The 14863-nt window shown below is 69.9% G+C and carries 15 protein-coding genes; all 15 read left to right on the top strand.

The window, feature by feature from the left end; all coding sequences use genetic code 11:
- Nucleotides 1-141: 141 nt before the first annotated feature.
- Complete coding sequence (locus ACLQ2S_RS23140; RefSeq protein ID WP_425702826.1) at nucleotides 142-1101, top strand: aliphatic sulfonate ABC transporter substrate-binding protein; 960 nt, start codon at nucleotides 142-144, stop codon at nucleotides 1099-1101.
- Nucleotides 1098-1922, top strand: coding sequence for an ABC transporter permease (locus ACLQ2S_RS23135; protein WP_425702824.1), 825 nt, complete (start codon nucleotides 1098-1100; stop codon nucleotides 1920-1922). Before ACLQ2S_RS23140 ends, ACLQ2S_RS23135 begins: the two co-directional genes overlap by 4 nt.
- Nucleotides 1895-2611, top strand: a complete 717-nt coding sequence (locus ACLQ2S_RS23130; protein WP_425702822.1) for an ABC transporter ATP-binding protein — start codon at nucleotides 1895-1897, stop codon at nucleotides 2609-2611. Before ACLQ2S_RS23135 ends, ACLQ2S_RS23130 begins: the two co-directional genes overlap by 28 nt.
- A 249-nt stretch (nucleotides 2612-2860) precedes the next feature.
- A complete protein-coding gene (locus ACLQ2S_RS23125; protein ID WP_425702820.1) occupies nucleotides 2861-4048 on the top strand; it encodes an SfnB family sulfur acquisition oxidoreductase in 1188 nt (395 codons plus the stop codon).
- A gap of 4 nt (nucleotides 4049-4052) precedes the next feature.
- Nucleotides 4053-5222 (top strand): LLM class flavin-dependent oxidoreductase, encoded by a 1170-nt coding sequence (locus ACLQ2S_RS23120; RefSeq protein ID WP_425702818.1) that lies wholly within the window; start codon nucleotides 4053-4055, stop codon nucleotides 5220-5222.
- On the top strand, nucleotides 5219-5734 hold the full coding sequence (locus tag ACLQ2S_RS23115) for an NADPH-dependent FMN reductase (protein ID WP_425702816.1): 516 nt from the start codon (nucleotides 5219-5221) through the stop codon (nucleotides 5732-5734). Before ACLQ2S_RS23120 ends, ACLQ2S_RS23115 begins: the two co-directional genes overlap by 4 nt.
- A 69-nt stretch (nucleotides 5735-5803) precedes the next feature.
- Entirely contained in the window at nucleotides 5804-6301 is a 498-nt protein-coding gene (locus ACLQ2S_RS23110; RefSeq protein ID WP_425702814.1) for a DUF4395 domain-containing protein, read from the top strand.
- Nucleotides 6302-6798: 497 nt separating this feature from the next.
- Nucleotides 6799-7311 (top strand): flavin reductase family protein, encoded by a 513-nt coding sequence (locus ACLQ2S_RS23105; RefSeq protein ID WP_425702812.1) that lies wholly within the window; start codon nucleotides 6799-6801, stop codon nucleotides 7309-7311.
- Nucleotides 7312-8376 (top strand): ABC transporter substrate-binding protein, encoded by a 1065-nt coding sequence (locus ACLQ2S_RS23100; protein WP_425702810.1) that lies wholly within the window; start codon nucleotides 7312-7314, stop codon nucleotides 8374-8376.
- Nucleotides 8373-9209 (top strand): ABC transporter permease, encoded by an 837-nt coding sequence (locus tag ACLQ2S_RS23095; RefSeq protein ID WP_425702808.1) that lies wholly within the window; start codon nucleotides 8373-8375, stop codon nucleotides 9207-9209. Before ACLQ2S_RS23100 ends, ACLQ2S_RS23095 begins: the two co-directional genes overlap by 4 nt.
- Nucleotides 9185-9922 (top strand): ABC transporter ATP-binding protein, encoded by a 738-nt coding sequence (locus ACLQ2S_RS23090; RefSeq protein ID WP_425702806.1) that lies wholly within the window; start codon nucleotides 9185-9187, stop codon nucleotides 9920-9922. Before ACLQ2S_RS23095 ends, ACLQ2S_RS23090 begins: the two co-directional genes overlap by 25 nt.
- A gap of 3 nt (nucleotides 9923-9925) precedes the next feature.
- Nucleotides 9926-11257: an LLM class flavin-dependent oxidoreductase gene (locus ACLQ2S_RS23085; protein ID WP_425702804.1), complete on the top strand. Its 1332-nt coding sequence runs from the start codon at nucleotides 9926-9928 to the stop codon at nucleotides 11255-11257.
- A gap of 18 nt (nucleotides 11258-11275) precedes the next feature.
- Nucleotides 11276-12340 (top strand): aldo/keto reductase, encoded by a 1065-nt coding sequence (locus ACLQ2S_RS23080; protein WP_425702802.1) that lies wholly within the window; start codon nucleotides 11276-11278, stop codon nucleotides 12338-12340.
- A 38-nt stretch (nucleotides 12341-12378) separates the two neighbouring features.
- Nucleotides 12379-13614, top strand: coding sequence for a vanadium-dependent haloperoxidase (locus tag ACLQ2S_RS23075; protein ID WP_425702800.1), 1236 nt, complete (start codon nucleotides 12379-12381; stop codon nucleotides 13612-13614).
- 168 nt (nucleotides 13615-13782) lie between these two features.
- Complete coding sequence (locus ACLQ2S_RS23070) at nucleotides 13783-14847, top strand: LLM class flavin-dependent oxidoreductase (RefSeq protein WP_425702798.1); 1065 nt, start codon at nucleotides 13783-13785, stop codon at nucleotides 14845-14847.
- The last annotated feature ends 16 nt before the right edge of the window (nucleotides 14848-14863 follow it).

The raw sequence follows: 14863 nt of genomic DNA, 5'->3' as shown, positions 1-14863 counted from the left end.
TTCACCGGCAGCGCGGTCGACAATCTCCGATTGTTTGGACTCGGGCCGATTCGGACCCGGCTGACCCGGCACTCAACTGGTGAAACTCTGCGAGGCGAACGCACTTCCCATTTTTCCCATAGGTTCAGTAGACTTTGCGGCATGCACAGGTCCCTATGGCGCCGCCGCGCGCTCGCCACGTTCGGAGCAATCTTGGTCGCTGCCGGGGCGCTCACTGCCTGCGGCGATGCGGAGGACAGTGGGGGCGGTGATGGGCCGCTGCGAGTGGGTTACCAGCGCTACGGCAGCCTGAGCCTGCTCAAGGCCCGCAACGAGGCGCCCGGGGTGACCTGGTCGTTGTTCGAGAGCGGACCGGCCCTCACCGAGGCGCTCAAGGCCGGATCGATCGACATCGGCGAGACCGGGGAGGCTCCGCCCATCTTCGCGGCCGCCGGAAAGATTCCCTTCAAGATCGTGGCGACCTCGGACGAGGTGCCGCAGGGCGAGGCCGTGCTGGTCAAGGAGAGCAGCGGGTTCCGGACGTTCGCCGACCTCAAGGGTAAGACGGTCGCGCTGAACAAGGGCTCCAACGTGCACTGGCTGCTCGTCAAGCTGCTCGAAGCCAACAACATGACCCTGCAGGACATCACGGTCCAGTACCTCAAACCCGCCGAAGGCCGGCCCGCCTTCGACGCCGGGCAGGTCGACGCCTGGATCATCTGGGATCCCTACTTCGCCCTCGCCGAGCAGCCCGGCGTCAAGGTGCTGGCCGACGCTACCGGGCTGGCGAGCAACCGGCAGTACATTCTGGCCGCTCCAGACGCCGTCGAGAAGAAAACAGACCAGGTACGCGACCTGCTGACCCAACTCAACACCACCACCCAGTGGGGCATCGACAACCCCGAGGAACGGGCTCGGGTGCTCGCGCCCGAACTCAAGATCCCCGAAGACGTGGCGAAACGCTCGCTGGACCGCAGCGCCAAGTCGCTGGCCCCAGTCTCGGCGGCGATCGGCGACGAGTTGCAGGCGATCGCCGACGGCTTCGCCGAACTGGAGCTGATCCCCGAGCCCATCGACATCAAGGCCCGCGTCGACCCCCAGTTCGCCGGGGTCTTCACATGACGGAGCTGGCCACCCGACCGCCGGCCACCGTGCCGAAGACCGCGCGACCGGCAGCACGGTCCAACCGTCGGCGATGGCGGCGCCTGACCACCCCCGTCGTGCTCGTCGTGCTCTGGGAGACGTCGTCGCGCGTGGGCGTGCTACCGGAGGAGAAACTCCCTCCGATCAGTGAGGTGGTACGCGCCGGATGGCAGCTTGCCGAGGACGGCACGCTCGCCACCCATCTGCTCGACTCGCTGACCCGGGCCGGTGCCGGTTTGGCTATCGGCGTCGGTCTCGCGCTGGTGCTCGGATCGATCGCGGGTCTGCTGCGGCTCGGCGATGATCTGGTCGACCCGCCTGTGCAGATGGCCCGGATGCTGCCACACCTCGCGCTGGTGCCGCTGCTGATCATCTGGGTCGGTATCGGCGAGTCGCTGAAGGTCACCTTGGTGGCCCTGGGTGTGTTCTATCCGATGTACTTCAACCTCTACGCCGGCATCCGTGACATCGACGAGCGGCTGGTCGAGGCGGCACGCACCTGTGGCCTCGGTGCGGTGGCCCGCATCCGACACGTCGTGCTGCCCGGCACACTGCCGTCACTGTTCCTCGGACTGCGCCTGGCGACCGGGGCCGCCTGGCTGAGCCTGGTGGTGGGCGAGACGGTCGCCACCCAGAGCGGCATCGGCTTCCTGATGATGGAGGCCCGCGAGTTCAGCCAGACCAACGTCGTCCTCGTCGGCCTGTTCGTCTACGCCCTGCTCGGGCTGCTGTCGGATCTGATCTTGCGGGCGGTCGAGAGGAGGACTCTGACGTGGCGACGCGGCCTACAGGCGACGTAGTCACCGCCACCGGCGTACGACGTGTCTTCGGGGACACGGTGGTCCTCGACGGCATCGAGCTGACGATCGGTTCCGGTGAGGTGGTCGCACTGCTCGGCGGCAGCGGGTCAGGCAAGACGACCCTGCTGCGGATACTCGCCGGCCTCGACCAGGACGCGACCGGCGACTGGCAGGTGCGCGGCAACCTGGCGGTGGTCTTCCAGGAGCACCGGCTGCTGCCCTGGAAGCGGGTCGCCGACAACGTGGCGCTCGGTGTGCCTGGCTCCGACGTTTCGCGCCGCACGGCTGCGGCGTTGACCGAGGTCGGCCTGGCCGGTCGGGAGCGGGCCTGGCCGGCCGAGCTGTCGGGTGGCCAGTCCCAGCGTGTCGCGGTGGCGCGGGCCCTGGTCCGCGAGCCGGACCTGTTGCTGCTCGACGAACCGTTTGGTGCGCTGGACGCGCTGACCCGGCTGCGGATGCAGGCCCTGTTCGGCCGGTTGCGCGCTGAGCATGGTTTCGCCGCGCTGTTGGTCACCCACGATGTCGAGGAAGCGCTGCTGCTCGCGGACCGCACGCTGGTCCTGGCCGGTGGTCGGGTCGTCGACGACACGCCGGTGCCGCTGACTCATCCGCGTGCGCCGGATGACCCTGGTTTCGGCGCGCTGCGCCGGCACCTGCTCGACCGCCTCGGCGTACCGGCCGCAGCCTGACGACTGGCATCGGGTGGTCAGTGCGTTGAGGGCCGGCAGCGGTGGTGCACCACGTTCTCCTGCAACTGCCGCCCAGGGCGTCCGCCACCCTTCATCTCAGACGACCAAGTGATCCATCCCTATGAGCGACCGCGTCACGGTCACGAAGGACTGCCGGATCGTCGAGCACGCACCCAGCGAGGACGTCATCGCGGCACCTCGGCATCGGTACCCGCGGTGGCTCTGCACCGCGGTGCCATGGGAGTCGGCATGACGAATGTTCCCGTCCTGTCCTCGGCGCAGGCGATCGCGCTCGCCGCCGAGTTTGCCGCCGACTTCTCCCGGGACGCGGCCGACCGCGACGCGCGACGCATCCTGCCGCTGGCGGAGGTCGACAGACTCAGCGGGTCCGGGCTGCTGGCCATCACCGTCCCCGCCCGGCATGGCGGGGCCGACCTGCCGGTGGAGACGGTCGTGGAGGTGTTCCGGCTGCTGTCGGCCGGCGACCCCAACATCGGCCAGATCCCGCAGAGCCACTTCGTCTACGTCAACCAGTTGCGATTGCGGGGCACCGACGGCCAGCAGAAGTTCCTCTTCGGCGAGGTGTTGACCGGCGGCCGGTTCGGCAACGCGCAGTCGGAGGCCAACACCCGACACGTCCGCGACATCACCACCACGCTGACCGCCGAGGCCCCCGGGCGGTGGCGGCTCAACGGCCGCAAGTTCTACGCCACCGGCGCGCTGCTGGCGCACCGGATCCCCGTCCTCGCCCACCTCGGGCCGGACGGTCCGCTGCACGTCGCGTGGGTAGGCCGGCACGACGAGGGCGTCGAGGTGATCGACGACTGGAACGCGTTGGGTCAGCGCACCACTGCCAGCGGGTCGGTGGTGCTGCGCGACGTGGCAGTGCCCGACGACCTCGTCACGCCGTTCGCGGTCACCTTCGAGGAGCCGCAGACCTACGGCGCGTTCGCGCAGGTGCTGCACGCGGCGATCGACGCCGGCATCGCCCGGGCGGCACTGCACGACGCGGCGTGGTTCGTACGGGAGAAGAGCCGACCCTACCCGGACGCGCACGTCGACCGGGCGACCGACGACCCACTGGTGGTCCGCGCCTTCGGGGAGGTGGAACTGGCCGTGCGCGGCAGCGAGGCGCTGCTGGCCGAGGCGGCCCGGGCCATCGACCGGGCCAATGCCGACCTGACCGCGCAGTCCGCGACGGCCGCATCCCTCGCTGTCGCCGCGGCCCGGGCGGCCACCACCCACGCGGCCCTGGAGGCGAGCAGCCGGCTGTTCGAGGTGGCCGGCACCCGGTCCGCCAGCGCCAGCCACAACCTTGACCGGCACTGGCGCAACGCGCGTACCCACACCCTGCACGATCCCGCGGCGTGGAAGCTCCAGCACCTCGGTCGCTGGGCCGTCGACGGCACCCCACCCCCCAACCACGGACAGGTGTGAACTCATGACCGAACTGAAGTTCCATTGGTTCCTACCGACCAACGGCGGCGACGGCCGGCAGATCGTCGGCGGCGGACACGGCACCCCGGCCGACGTGGGCGCCCGGGCAGCCTCTGTCGCCTACCTCGGGCAGATCGCCCGCTCGGCGGAGCAGTTGGGCTTCGAGGCCGCGCTGACCCCTACCGGTGCCTGGTGCGAGGACGCCTGGATCACCACCGCGATGCTGAGCAGCGTGTCGGCGCGGTTGAAGTTCCTCGTCGCGTTCCGGCCCGGCCTCACGTCGCCGTACCTCGCCGCGCAGATGGCCGGCACCTTCCAGAACCTCTCGGGCGGCCGACTGCTGCTCAACGTGGTCACCGGGGGCGAGAGCCACGAGCAGCGGATGTACGGCGACTTTCTCGACAAGGACGCCCGCTACCAGCGCACCGGAGAATTCCTGGAGATCATCCGCGCGCTGTGGTCGGGCAAGCCCGTCGACGTCGAGGGCACGCACTTCCAGCTCGCCGACGCGGTCCTGACCCAGATCCCCGACCCGCTGCCACGTGTCTACTTCGGCGGCTCGTCACCGGCGGCTCTGGACGTGGCGGCCCGGCACGTCGATGTCTACCTGACCTGGGGTGAACCTCCGGCCGCCGTGGCCGAGAAGGTGCGCCGGGTCCGCGAGCTCGCCGAGCGACAGGGCCGGACCCTCGCCTTCGGTCTGCGGGTGCACACCATCGCCCGCGACACCGCCGAGGAGGCCTGGGCGGAGGCCGACCGGCTGCTGTCCGGCATCTCCGAGGATCAGATCCGCCAGGTCCAGGCAGGTCTGCGCCGCAGCGAGTCCGAGGGTCAGCGCCGGATGCTCGCCCTCAACGGCGGCACCAAGGACGGGCTGGAGATCCATCCGAACCTGTGGGCCGGTGTCGGGCTGGTACGTGGCGGCGCCGGCACCGCGCTCGTCGGCGACCATCAGCAGGTCGCCGACCTCATCGAGCAGTACGTCGAGGCGGGGATCAGCGAGTTCGTGCTCTCCGGCTACCCGCATCTGGAGGAGGCGTACCGGTTCGGCGAGGGCGTGTTGCCCGAGCTGTCCCGCCGCGGTCTCTGGCAGCACCCGGCGCCGGTCCGGCAGGCGGCACCGGCAGTACCCTTCGGCGCGGCGCCGCTCGCGGAGAAGTCGGTGACGCGGTGACCGCCCGGGTCGCGGTCGTGGTCGGTAACCCTCGACCGGCCAGCCGTACCCTCGGCGCGGCGGGGTACGTCGCCCGGCAGCTCGCCGGCCGCGAGCCGGACCTGACCGTCGATCTTGCCACCCTGGGCCCGGCCCTGCTGGACTGGGACGATCCGGGCGTGGCCGCCCTGGTGGCCGAGGTCGGTGCGGCCGACCTCGTGGTGGTGGCGAGCCCGACGTACAAGGGCACCTACACGGGGCTGCTCAAGCTCTTCCTCGACCGGTTCGCTGGCGGGACCGGGCTGCGCGGGCTCGCCGTCCCGCTGCTCGTCGGCGCTGCACCGCAGCATCACCTGGCCGCGGAGCTTACCCTGCGGCCGGTGCTCACCGAGATCGGCGCGACCGTCCCCGGGCGGGGACTGTTCGTCATCGACCGTCAGCACGACGACCCTGCGGCCTACGCTGACTGGCTGACGGCCACGCGACCGCTCGTCGCGGCTTTCCTGCGGACCCGGCACGAGGCAACCACATGACAGCCGGTCCGACCAGCTCCAGGGCGGTTAGGCTACTCAATCTATAGGAATGGTGGGTAGCATGCCGCCATGGCCGGCACGCTGTTCAGCTTCCCCAACCCTGTCAACGAGGTGTCCGCCCGGCTCGTCGCCGGTGGGGTGGTCATCCTGTCCACGGTGACGATCGTGCTGGATCAGCCCTGGCTGATCGCGCTGATCGCGTACGGGTTCGTCGCCCGGGTGCTCGCCGGCCCCAGGCTCAGTCCTCTTGGCCTGCTCGTCACACGGGTGATCACGCCGCGGCTACCGGTACGGGCCAAGCTCGTCGCCGGACCGCCCAAGCGGTTCGCCCAAGGGATCGGCGCTGTGCTCACGCTGACCGCCGCTGTGCTGGCGCTCGGGTTCGGGCAGCACCTCGCGGCGTATCTCGTCCTCGGTGCGGTGATCGTGGCGGCGACACTCGAGTCCGTCTTCGCGTTCTGTGTGGGCTGCGCGATCTTCGCGGGGCTCATGCGGACCGGATGGATCCCCGAGGCGGTCTGCGCCGAGTGCGACGACATCTGGAGCCGCGTGCCGGTGGACGGGTAACGGCACCGAAAGGGTGCGTTCGCCTGACCGCGCATCTCGCCCCGCCGATGATCGAGGCCCGGTAATGCGCCTGGGGAACTGGTCGTGGGCGATACCGGCGAAGTCCGGATGGTGCCCGACGTGTGTCTGCTTATTTCGCCCAGGTGTGCCGGCGGACTGTTGAGTGCGGCCAGCACGTCCGTCGGACCGCTCATGGGAGCATGGCGTCCCAGTCATTGAAATCCCTATTTAGTCTGTAGGTTTTAAGGGTTACGGTACCGGTGTGGCCAGCCAGGGAACCCCGCTCGACGGCACCGCGGTCGCGGTGTCGCGGGGGTGCTGTCGTGGTTGGACCAGTGCGCGCGGCTGCTGCCGCTGAGCGCCCGATCCTGATCCGTTCGCACCGCGCTGCCGGCTCGACGACGACCGGCTAGGTCTCGGTACCTGTTCCACCCCTGTAACGCGCCGCGCCCACGCTTGCCCGGCGCGCGCTCGTCGTACCTCAACAGGAGGACGTCATGGCCGTCATTGTCGAACGGGACGTTCCGGTCGATCCCGAAACCTTCCGTAGTCTGCTGCGGCGACAGGCCGCATCGGTCACCGTCATCACCGTTGCGGGCGACCCGCCGGTGGGATTCACCGCCACCTCGTTCACGTCGGTGTCGCTGCGCCCACCGCTGGTGTCGTTCTGCCTGGCCCGATCGTCGTCGAGCTGGCCGACCGTCGCCAGAGCGGAGCACGTGGCGGTGCACCTGCTCGGTCAGCACCAACAGGATGTCGCGCGGACGTTCGCGACCAGCGGCATCGACCGGTTCGCCGCTCATTCCGACTGGCAGTACGGCCCGCACGGGGTGCCGCTGCTGCACGCGCCGATCGCCTGGTTGTTGTGCCGGGTGCACCAGCGGGTGGTCGCCGGTGACCACGCGATCGTGTTGGCCCAGCCGTTGACCGGAAGCCACGGCGAGGGCACCCCCCTGCTCTACCACGAGGGGCGGTACGCCGCCCTCAACCCCTCCACGAAGGAGTCATAGGTGAAGCCGCCAATCATCCTGGACCGTCGGGCGTTGCTGTCCGCCGCCCTCAGCGCGGTCGCGCTCGGCGTCACCGCTTGCGCCGGCGATGACGCGCCTCAGGCGGCCCTAGCCGTGGGCGCGCCGCTGCCCGATTCGGTGCCGAAGGGCACCAAGCTGGTCGTCGGCGACAAGGAGCACCAGAAGGCGATCGAGTTCTCCGGCGAGGCGGAGAAGTTCACGTTCGAGGTGGAGTGGGCCAACATCAGCGGCGGCCCGCAAACCCTGGAGGCGTTCCGGGCCAAGGCCCTCGACATCGGCTCGGTCGCCGACATCCCGCCGATCCACTCCCACTGGACGAACATCCCGACCAAGATCGTCGCTGCGAAGTTTCGTCAGGACCCACTGAACCACCCCATCTACCGCCTCGGCATCGCACCCGGTGTCGCGGTCGCCACGCTGGCCGACATCCGCGGCAAGAAGGTCGCCTACAGCCCGGGACAGGCACAGGGCGCGCTGGTCCTGCGGGTGCTGCACAAGGCCGGATTGACCAAGGAGGACGTCAAACTGGTGGAGTTGCCGAGCACCGGCGACGTCTACGCGACCGCACTCGCTAGTCACCAGGTCGACGTCGCACCGATCGGGGGCGTGCAGGTCAAGCGCTACGAGACCAAGTACGGCCGCGATGGCGCCACCACCATCGCGCACGGTCTGCGGGACGACCCGGGTCACCTGTACGTGCCGGCCACTGTCCTCACCGATCCGGGAAAGGCGGCCGCGATCCGCGAGTACGTGCAGGCCTGGGCACGGGCCTGGCGGTGGCGGGAGGCCAACCCGGACGAGTGGATCGAGCGCTACTACGTCAAGGACCAGGGACTCAGCGCCGAGGATGGCAGGTGGCTGGTCGAGAACGCCGGCGTGGCCGACATCCCGGTGAACTGGACCGAGGCCATCGCCCGGCATCAGCAGACCATCGACCTGCTGGCCAAGGAAACCGGGAACAACAGGCTCGAAGCCGAGGACCTGTACGACCGGCGGTACGAATCCGTGGCCGCGGACGCACTCGCCGCGGAGAGCGCCCGATGACGGCCTCGGTTCTCACCCGTCCCCGGCAGTCGGCGACGGCGCCCGCCCACAAGGCGAGTCGTCGCCTGAAGCCTCGCCGCCCCATCCCGTTCGGGGCGGCGATCGGCCCGTTCCTGCTCCTGGGAGTCTGGGCGGCCGGTTCGGCGGCCGGCTGGATCGACCCTCGCACCCTGTCGGCACCGTGGACGGTGGTGACGACGGCGGGCGACCTCATCGTCGACGGCCGCCTTCAGGACAACCTGTCCATCTCGGCCCAACGGGCCGGCCTGGGTCTCCTCATCGGCACCGCCATCGGCACCGTGCTCGCGCTTATCGCCGGCCTCAGCCGGTGGGGCGAGGCGCTTCTCGACGGCCCGATCCAGATCAAGCGGGCCATCCCGGCGCTGGCGCTGCTGCCGCTGCTCGTCCTCTGGTTCGGCATCGGCGAGCAGATGAAGGTCATCACCATCACGCTGGGCGTGTTCGTGCCGGTCTACATCCACACTCACAACGGACTGCGCAGCATCGACAGCCGGTACGTCGAACTGGGTGAGTCGCTGCGGCTACCGCGAGTCGTCTTCATCCGCCGGATCGTGCTGCCCGGCGCGCTGCCCGGCTTCCTGCTCGGCATGCGGTTCGCGGTGGTGAGCGCATGGCTCTCCCTGGTCGTGGTCGAACAGATCAACTCGACGAGCGGGATCGGCTACATGATGCAACTGGCCCGCGAGTACGGCCAGACCGATGTGATCATCGTCGGGCTCGTGCTGTACGGCCTTCTCGGGCTGCTGTCCGACGGCGCCGTCCGGCTCGCGCAGAGGAGGGCGTTGTCGTGGCGACGAACCCTGGCGGATTGACCTCCACCGGCACGGTGCGAGTCCACCAGTTGGTGCGCGGCTTCGGTAGTCGTGCCGTCCTGGACGGATTCGACCTTGAGGTCGGCGCGGGCGAGTTCGTCGCCCTCCTGGGCCGCAGCGGCTCAGGAAAGAGCACCCTGCTGCGTGCACTCGCCGGCCTCGACAGCGATGTCGACGGCTCCGGCCTGATCGACGTGCCGGAGAAATGCTCGGTCGTCTTTCAGGACGCCCGGCTGCTGCCCTGGCAGCACGTCCTGGACAACGTCGTCCTCGGCCTCCGCGGATCCGACGCCCACCAGCGCGGCCGGACGGCCCTCGCCGAGGTCGGCCTGGCGGGGCGGGAGTACGCCTGGCCGAATGAACTGTCCGGCGGCGAACAGCAGCGGGTGGCGCTGGCCCGGGCCCTGGTGTCCGAGCCGGAACTGCTGCTGGCCGACGAGCCCTTCGGCGCGCTGGACGCGCTGACCCGGCTGCGCATGCACGATCTGCTGCGCGAACTGTACGCCCGGCACCGACCCACGGTGCTGCTCGTCACCCACGACGTCGACGAGGCCATCACCCTGGCCGACCGCGTGCTGCTGCTCGACAGCGGACGGATAGCCGTCGACCTCGCCATCGATCTCCCGGCGCAGCGCTCGCACCGGCAGCCGCAGTTCCTCGCCTACCGCGAAACGCTGCTGCAGGCCCTCGGCGTCAACCACTCGGAAGGATGACCCATGCTGCACCTCAACGCCTTCCTGATGGGCGTCGGCCATCACGAGGCGGCCTGGCGGCTGCCGGAGAGCGACCCATTCGCGCAGACCGAGGTCGAGCACTTCAAGCGCCTGGCCCGAATCGCCGAACGGGGCAAGCTCGACTCGCTGTTTCTCGCCGACAGCCCGGTGCTGTGGAACAGCATCGGCCGGCGGCCGGGCGGCACGCTCGAACCGACCGTGCTGCTCGCCGCGCTCGCCGGCGCGACCAACCACATCGGACTGATCGCCACCGCCTCGACGACGTACAACGAGCCCTTCAACCTCGCCCGTCGGTTCGCGTCGCTGGACCACATCAGCGGTGGCCGCGCCGGCTGGAACATCGTCACCACCGCAGGCGAGCAGGCGGCCCGCAACTTCAACCTCGACGCGTTACCCGCCCACCGGGACCGGTACGCGCGGGCCGCGGAGTTCGTCGAGGTGTCGCTCAAGCTCTGGGACAGCTGGGACGACACCGCGCCGCTCGGCGACAAGGACGCGGGCCGGTGGGGCGACGACAACCTGCTCTACCCGCCGAACCACTCGGGGCGACACTTCCGGGTCGCCGGTCCGCTCAACGTTCCCCGCTCGCCGCAGGGCCACCCGCTGCTGGTGCAGGCCGGCTCGTCGGAGGACGGCAAGGAACTAGCCGCCCGCTACGCCGAGGCCGTCTTCACCGCCCAGCAGACCCTGGCCGAAGCCCAGGAGTTCTACCGTGACCTGAAGCGGCGTACCGAGCAGGCCGGCCGCGACCCGGACACCGTCAAGATCCTGCCGGGCATCGTCCCGACGATCGGCGCCACCGAAGCCGAGGCCCGCGCGCTGGAGGACGAGCTCGACCGGCTGATCAAACCGGAGTACGCCCGCCAGCAACTCGCCACCACCCTGCGGGTCGACCCGGACGACCTCGACCTGGACAAGGAACTCCCCGCCGACCTGCCCGACGAGGACCAGATCGAGGGCGCCAAGAGCCGATACACCCTGATCGTCACCCTCGCCCGGCGAGAGCGACTGACAGTACGCCAGCTCATCGGCCGACTTGGTGGAGGGCGCGGGCACCGCACCTTCGCGGGCACGCCGGAGCAGGTCGCCGACGCCATCGAGCAGTGGTACCGCAGCGGCGCGGCCGACGGCTTCAACATCATGCCGCCGGTGCTGCCGTCCGGGCTGGAAGCCTTCGTCGACCACGTGGTGCCGATCCTGCAACGCCGAGGGCTGTTCCGCACCGACTACACCGGAACGACCCTGCGCGAGCACTACGGGCTGCCCCGCCCGGCCAACCAGTACACCAAACAGCTCTCCGCCGTTTCGCGCTGAGCCACAGAAAGGACTCTCATGGTCGACTATCGGCCCTTCGGACGTACCGGTGTCCAGATCAGCTCGCTGACCCTCGGCGCGATGAACTTCGGTCAACGGGGCAACCCGGATCACTCCGACGGCATCCAGATCATCCACCGGGCGCTCGACGAAGGCATCAACTCCATCGACACCGCTGACGTCTACTCCCACGGCGAATCCGAGGAGATCGTCGGCAAGGCCCTCGCTGGCGGTCGTCGTGACGACGTCTTTCTCGCCACCAAGTTCCACGGCCAGGTCGGCGACAACCCGCACCATCGGGGCAACTCCCGCCGCTGGATCATCCGCGCCGTGGAGAACAGCCTGCGCCGGCTGAACACCGACTGGATCGACCTGTACCAGGTGCACCGGCCAGAACCCGACACCGACTTCGACGAGACCCTCGGCGCACTCACCGACCTGGTGCGTCAGGGCAAGGTTCGCTACATCGGCACCTCCACCTACGAGCCGTCGGCCATCGTGGAAGGCCAGTGGATCGCGCAGCGACGCCGCCGAGAGCGGGTGGTCAGCGAGCAGCCGCCGTACTCGATCCTGGCGCGTGGAATCGAACGCGAGGTGCTGCCCGTGGCCCAGCGGTACGGGCTGGCCGTGATCCCGTGGAGCCCACTCGCCGGCGGCTGGCTGTCCGGGCGCTACCACGGCGGGCTCGACGCCGCGATCTCCCGGCGCGCCGACCGGTTCCCGGCCCGGTTCGACCCGACCCTGCCGGCGAACGCCGCCAAGCTGGCCGCCGTCGACCAGCTTGCGACCCTCGCCGAGGAGGCCGGGCTCTCCCTCATCCACCTGGCCATCGCGTTCGTCCTGGAACATCCCGCAGTCACCTCGGCGATCATCGGACCGCGCACCCTGGCCCACCTGGAATCGCAGCTCGACGCCGCCAAGGTCACGCTGTCCCGCGACGTGCTGGATCGCATCGACGCCATCGTTCCTCCCGGCACCACCCTGAACCCAGCCGACGCCGGCTACCAGCCGCCGTCCCTGACCGACCCGGCACTTCGCCGTCGCGGTCCCACGCCGGCGGCCCTCCCTGGAGGAGCCCGGTGACCAGCCTTTCCCCCATCTCCCGAAGGAGTGCAAGAGTCATGACATTTCTGACAGGAGGCGCGTGGCGTCGTGGTGTCGCCGGGATCACGGCCGCCGTGCTTCTGGTCGGCCTACCCGCCGCCGCACCGGCTGCCGCCGCCACCAAGAAGGTCGACACCGTTCTGGAGTGGTACGACGTCACTGCGGCCACCATCGCAACCGGTACCCGTCCGCAGGTCACGAACAGCCGGGCGTGGGCGATCGGCTGGCTCGCCGCCGCCCGCGCCGTGCGTACCGTGCCCATCGGCACCGCACGCCACTACCAGGAGGCCGCCCTCGCATCCGCGATCCACACCGCGCTGAGCAGTCTGATACCTGAAGCCACCCCAACCCTCGACGCAGCCCTACAGGTCACGTTGAATCGGATCCCCGACGGACGCGCCGAGGAGCGAGGAATCGCCGCCGGCCAGGCGCAAGCGCGGTCGTTGCTCGCCCAGCGGGCCGGTGACGGTCTCGATCCCGCCTCGGTCAACCCGGCATACCCCGCGCCCGAACCGGCACCCGGGATCTGGCAACCCACCCCACCGAACTTCGGAGCCGCCCAGCAGGCCGGAAACCGCTTCGCCACGCCGTTCCTGCTCGACCGGGCTGACCGCTACCGGCCTGGTCCGCCGCCCGCGCTCGACTCGGAACGCTACCGCGCGGATCTTGCCGAGGTCCGCGCGTACGGCGCCGCCGACAGCGCGGTACGGACACCGCAACAGACCGACACGGCCACCTTCTGGCTCGGCTCGTCACTGACTCTCTACACGGGGATTCTCCGCGCCGCGCTCGCGCAGTCCACCCAGTCGGTCGCCTGGCGGGCAGGCCTCGTAGCCATCTTCCACGTGGCGCTCGTCGACACCCAGATCGCGACCTCCGATGCCAAGTACGCCTATCTACGCTGGCGACCGGTCACCGCCATCCGGGCCGGCGCCGACCCGGACTGGACGCCACTGCACACGACGCCCGCGCACCCGGACTACCCGAGCGGACACAACACCTACTCCGGCGCCGCCGAGCAGGTGCTCACCGCCCTGGTCGGGCCGCGAGCGCGGGAGCCGTACACGATCGACAGCCCCAGCCAGCCCGGCGCCACCCGGACCTACCGCGACTGGCGGCGTCCCACGTTGGAGAACGTCGACGCCCGCGTCTGGTCGGGGATTCACACCCGCACCGCGGACGAGGCCGGCGTCGAACTCGGCCGTGACGTCGCCGCGCACGCCGTCCGCAACGCATCACGGCTGTTCCGCTAGGGCTGTGTCGACGCCCGGGTGGGCGGCCGGCAGCACGGGGATTGGTCCGGCGCGCCGTCGCAGCCGGACCAATCCTGGAACTGCCGGTCATAGTCCAAGCGCCCAGGCCGGCGAAGGCCTTCGACACAAGCCCCACAGCGACCGTCGACAGGGCAAGGAGATCCGCTGATGAGCGTCGAGTTCCTCTGGTACATCCCGAACCAGGTCGAGCCGGGGCACCGCGGCGACGACATCGTCGACAATCACAACAGCCTCGACACGCTCACCAAGCAGGCGCAGGCGGTTGAAGACCACGGGTGGGGCGGCGCGCTCATCGGGACCGGTTGGGGGCGGCCCGACACCTTCACGGTCGCGACCGCCCTGGCCGCCCGGACCACGACCTTTCAACCACTGATCGCGATCCGCCCCGGCTACTGGCACCCGGCGAACTTCGCCTCTGCTGCTGCGACGCTCGACCAGCTCAGCGGTGGGCGAGTGTTGATCAACATCGTGTCGGGCAAGGACAACCTGGCGGCATACGGCGACAGCGACGGCGACCAGGCCGACCGTTACGCCCGTACCAAGGAGTTCATCCAGCTCGTGCGCAAGCTCTGGACCCAGGAGAACGTCACCTACCAGGGCCGGCACTTCATCGTCGCCGACTCCACCGTGTTGCCCCGACCGGTCGTACGCGGCAACCGCAAACACCCTCGCATCTACTTCGGTGGTGCCTCGTCCGCCGCCGAGCGGGTCGCCGCCACCGAGGCCGACGTCCAGCTCTTCTGGGGTGAGCCGCTCGACGGCGTCGCCGAGCGGATCGAGCGGCTCACGCAACTCAGTGACAGGCTCGGGCGCGAGCACGCCCCGCTGGAGTTCGGGCTGCGGATCACCACGCTGGTGCGGGACACCACCGAACAGGCCTGGGCCGACGCCGAGGCGAAGGTCGCGCAGCTCGCCGACCGGGTGGGGAACATCCAGTGCAGTCCGCGCTGGCGGGCTGCGGTGGGCCAGCAGCGGCTGCTCGCCCTCGCCGCCCGGGGCGAGGTGCTCGACGGCAACCTCTACACCACGCCCGGCAGGTTCGGCGGCGGCGGTGCGGGCAGTACCTGGCTGGTGGGCTCGGCCGAGGACGTGGCGACGTCGCTGCGCAAGTACCAAGGGCTGGGCATCACCCACTTCGTGCTCTCCGACACGCCGTACCTGCCGGAGATCAAACGCCAGGGCGACCAGCTTCTACCGCTGTTGCGCGGATGACGAACCGGACGCCGCT

Source organism: Micromonospora sp. DT48 (genome assembly GCF_049844495.1).
Taxonomy (GTDB): Bacteria; Actinomycetota; Actinomycetes; order Mycobacteriales; family Micromonosporaceae; genus Micromonospora.
The sequence above is the reverse complement of the archived record's forward strand: the minus strand, read 5'-3'. Positions and strand labels throughout refer to the sequence as shown.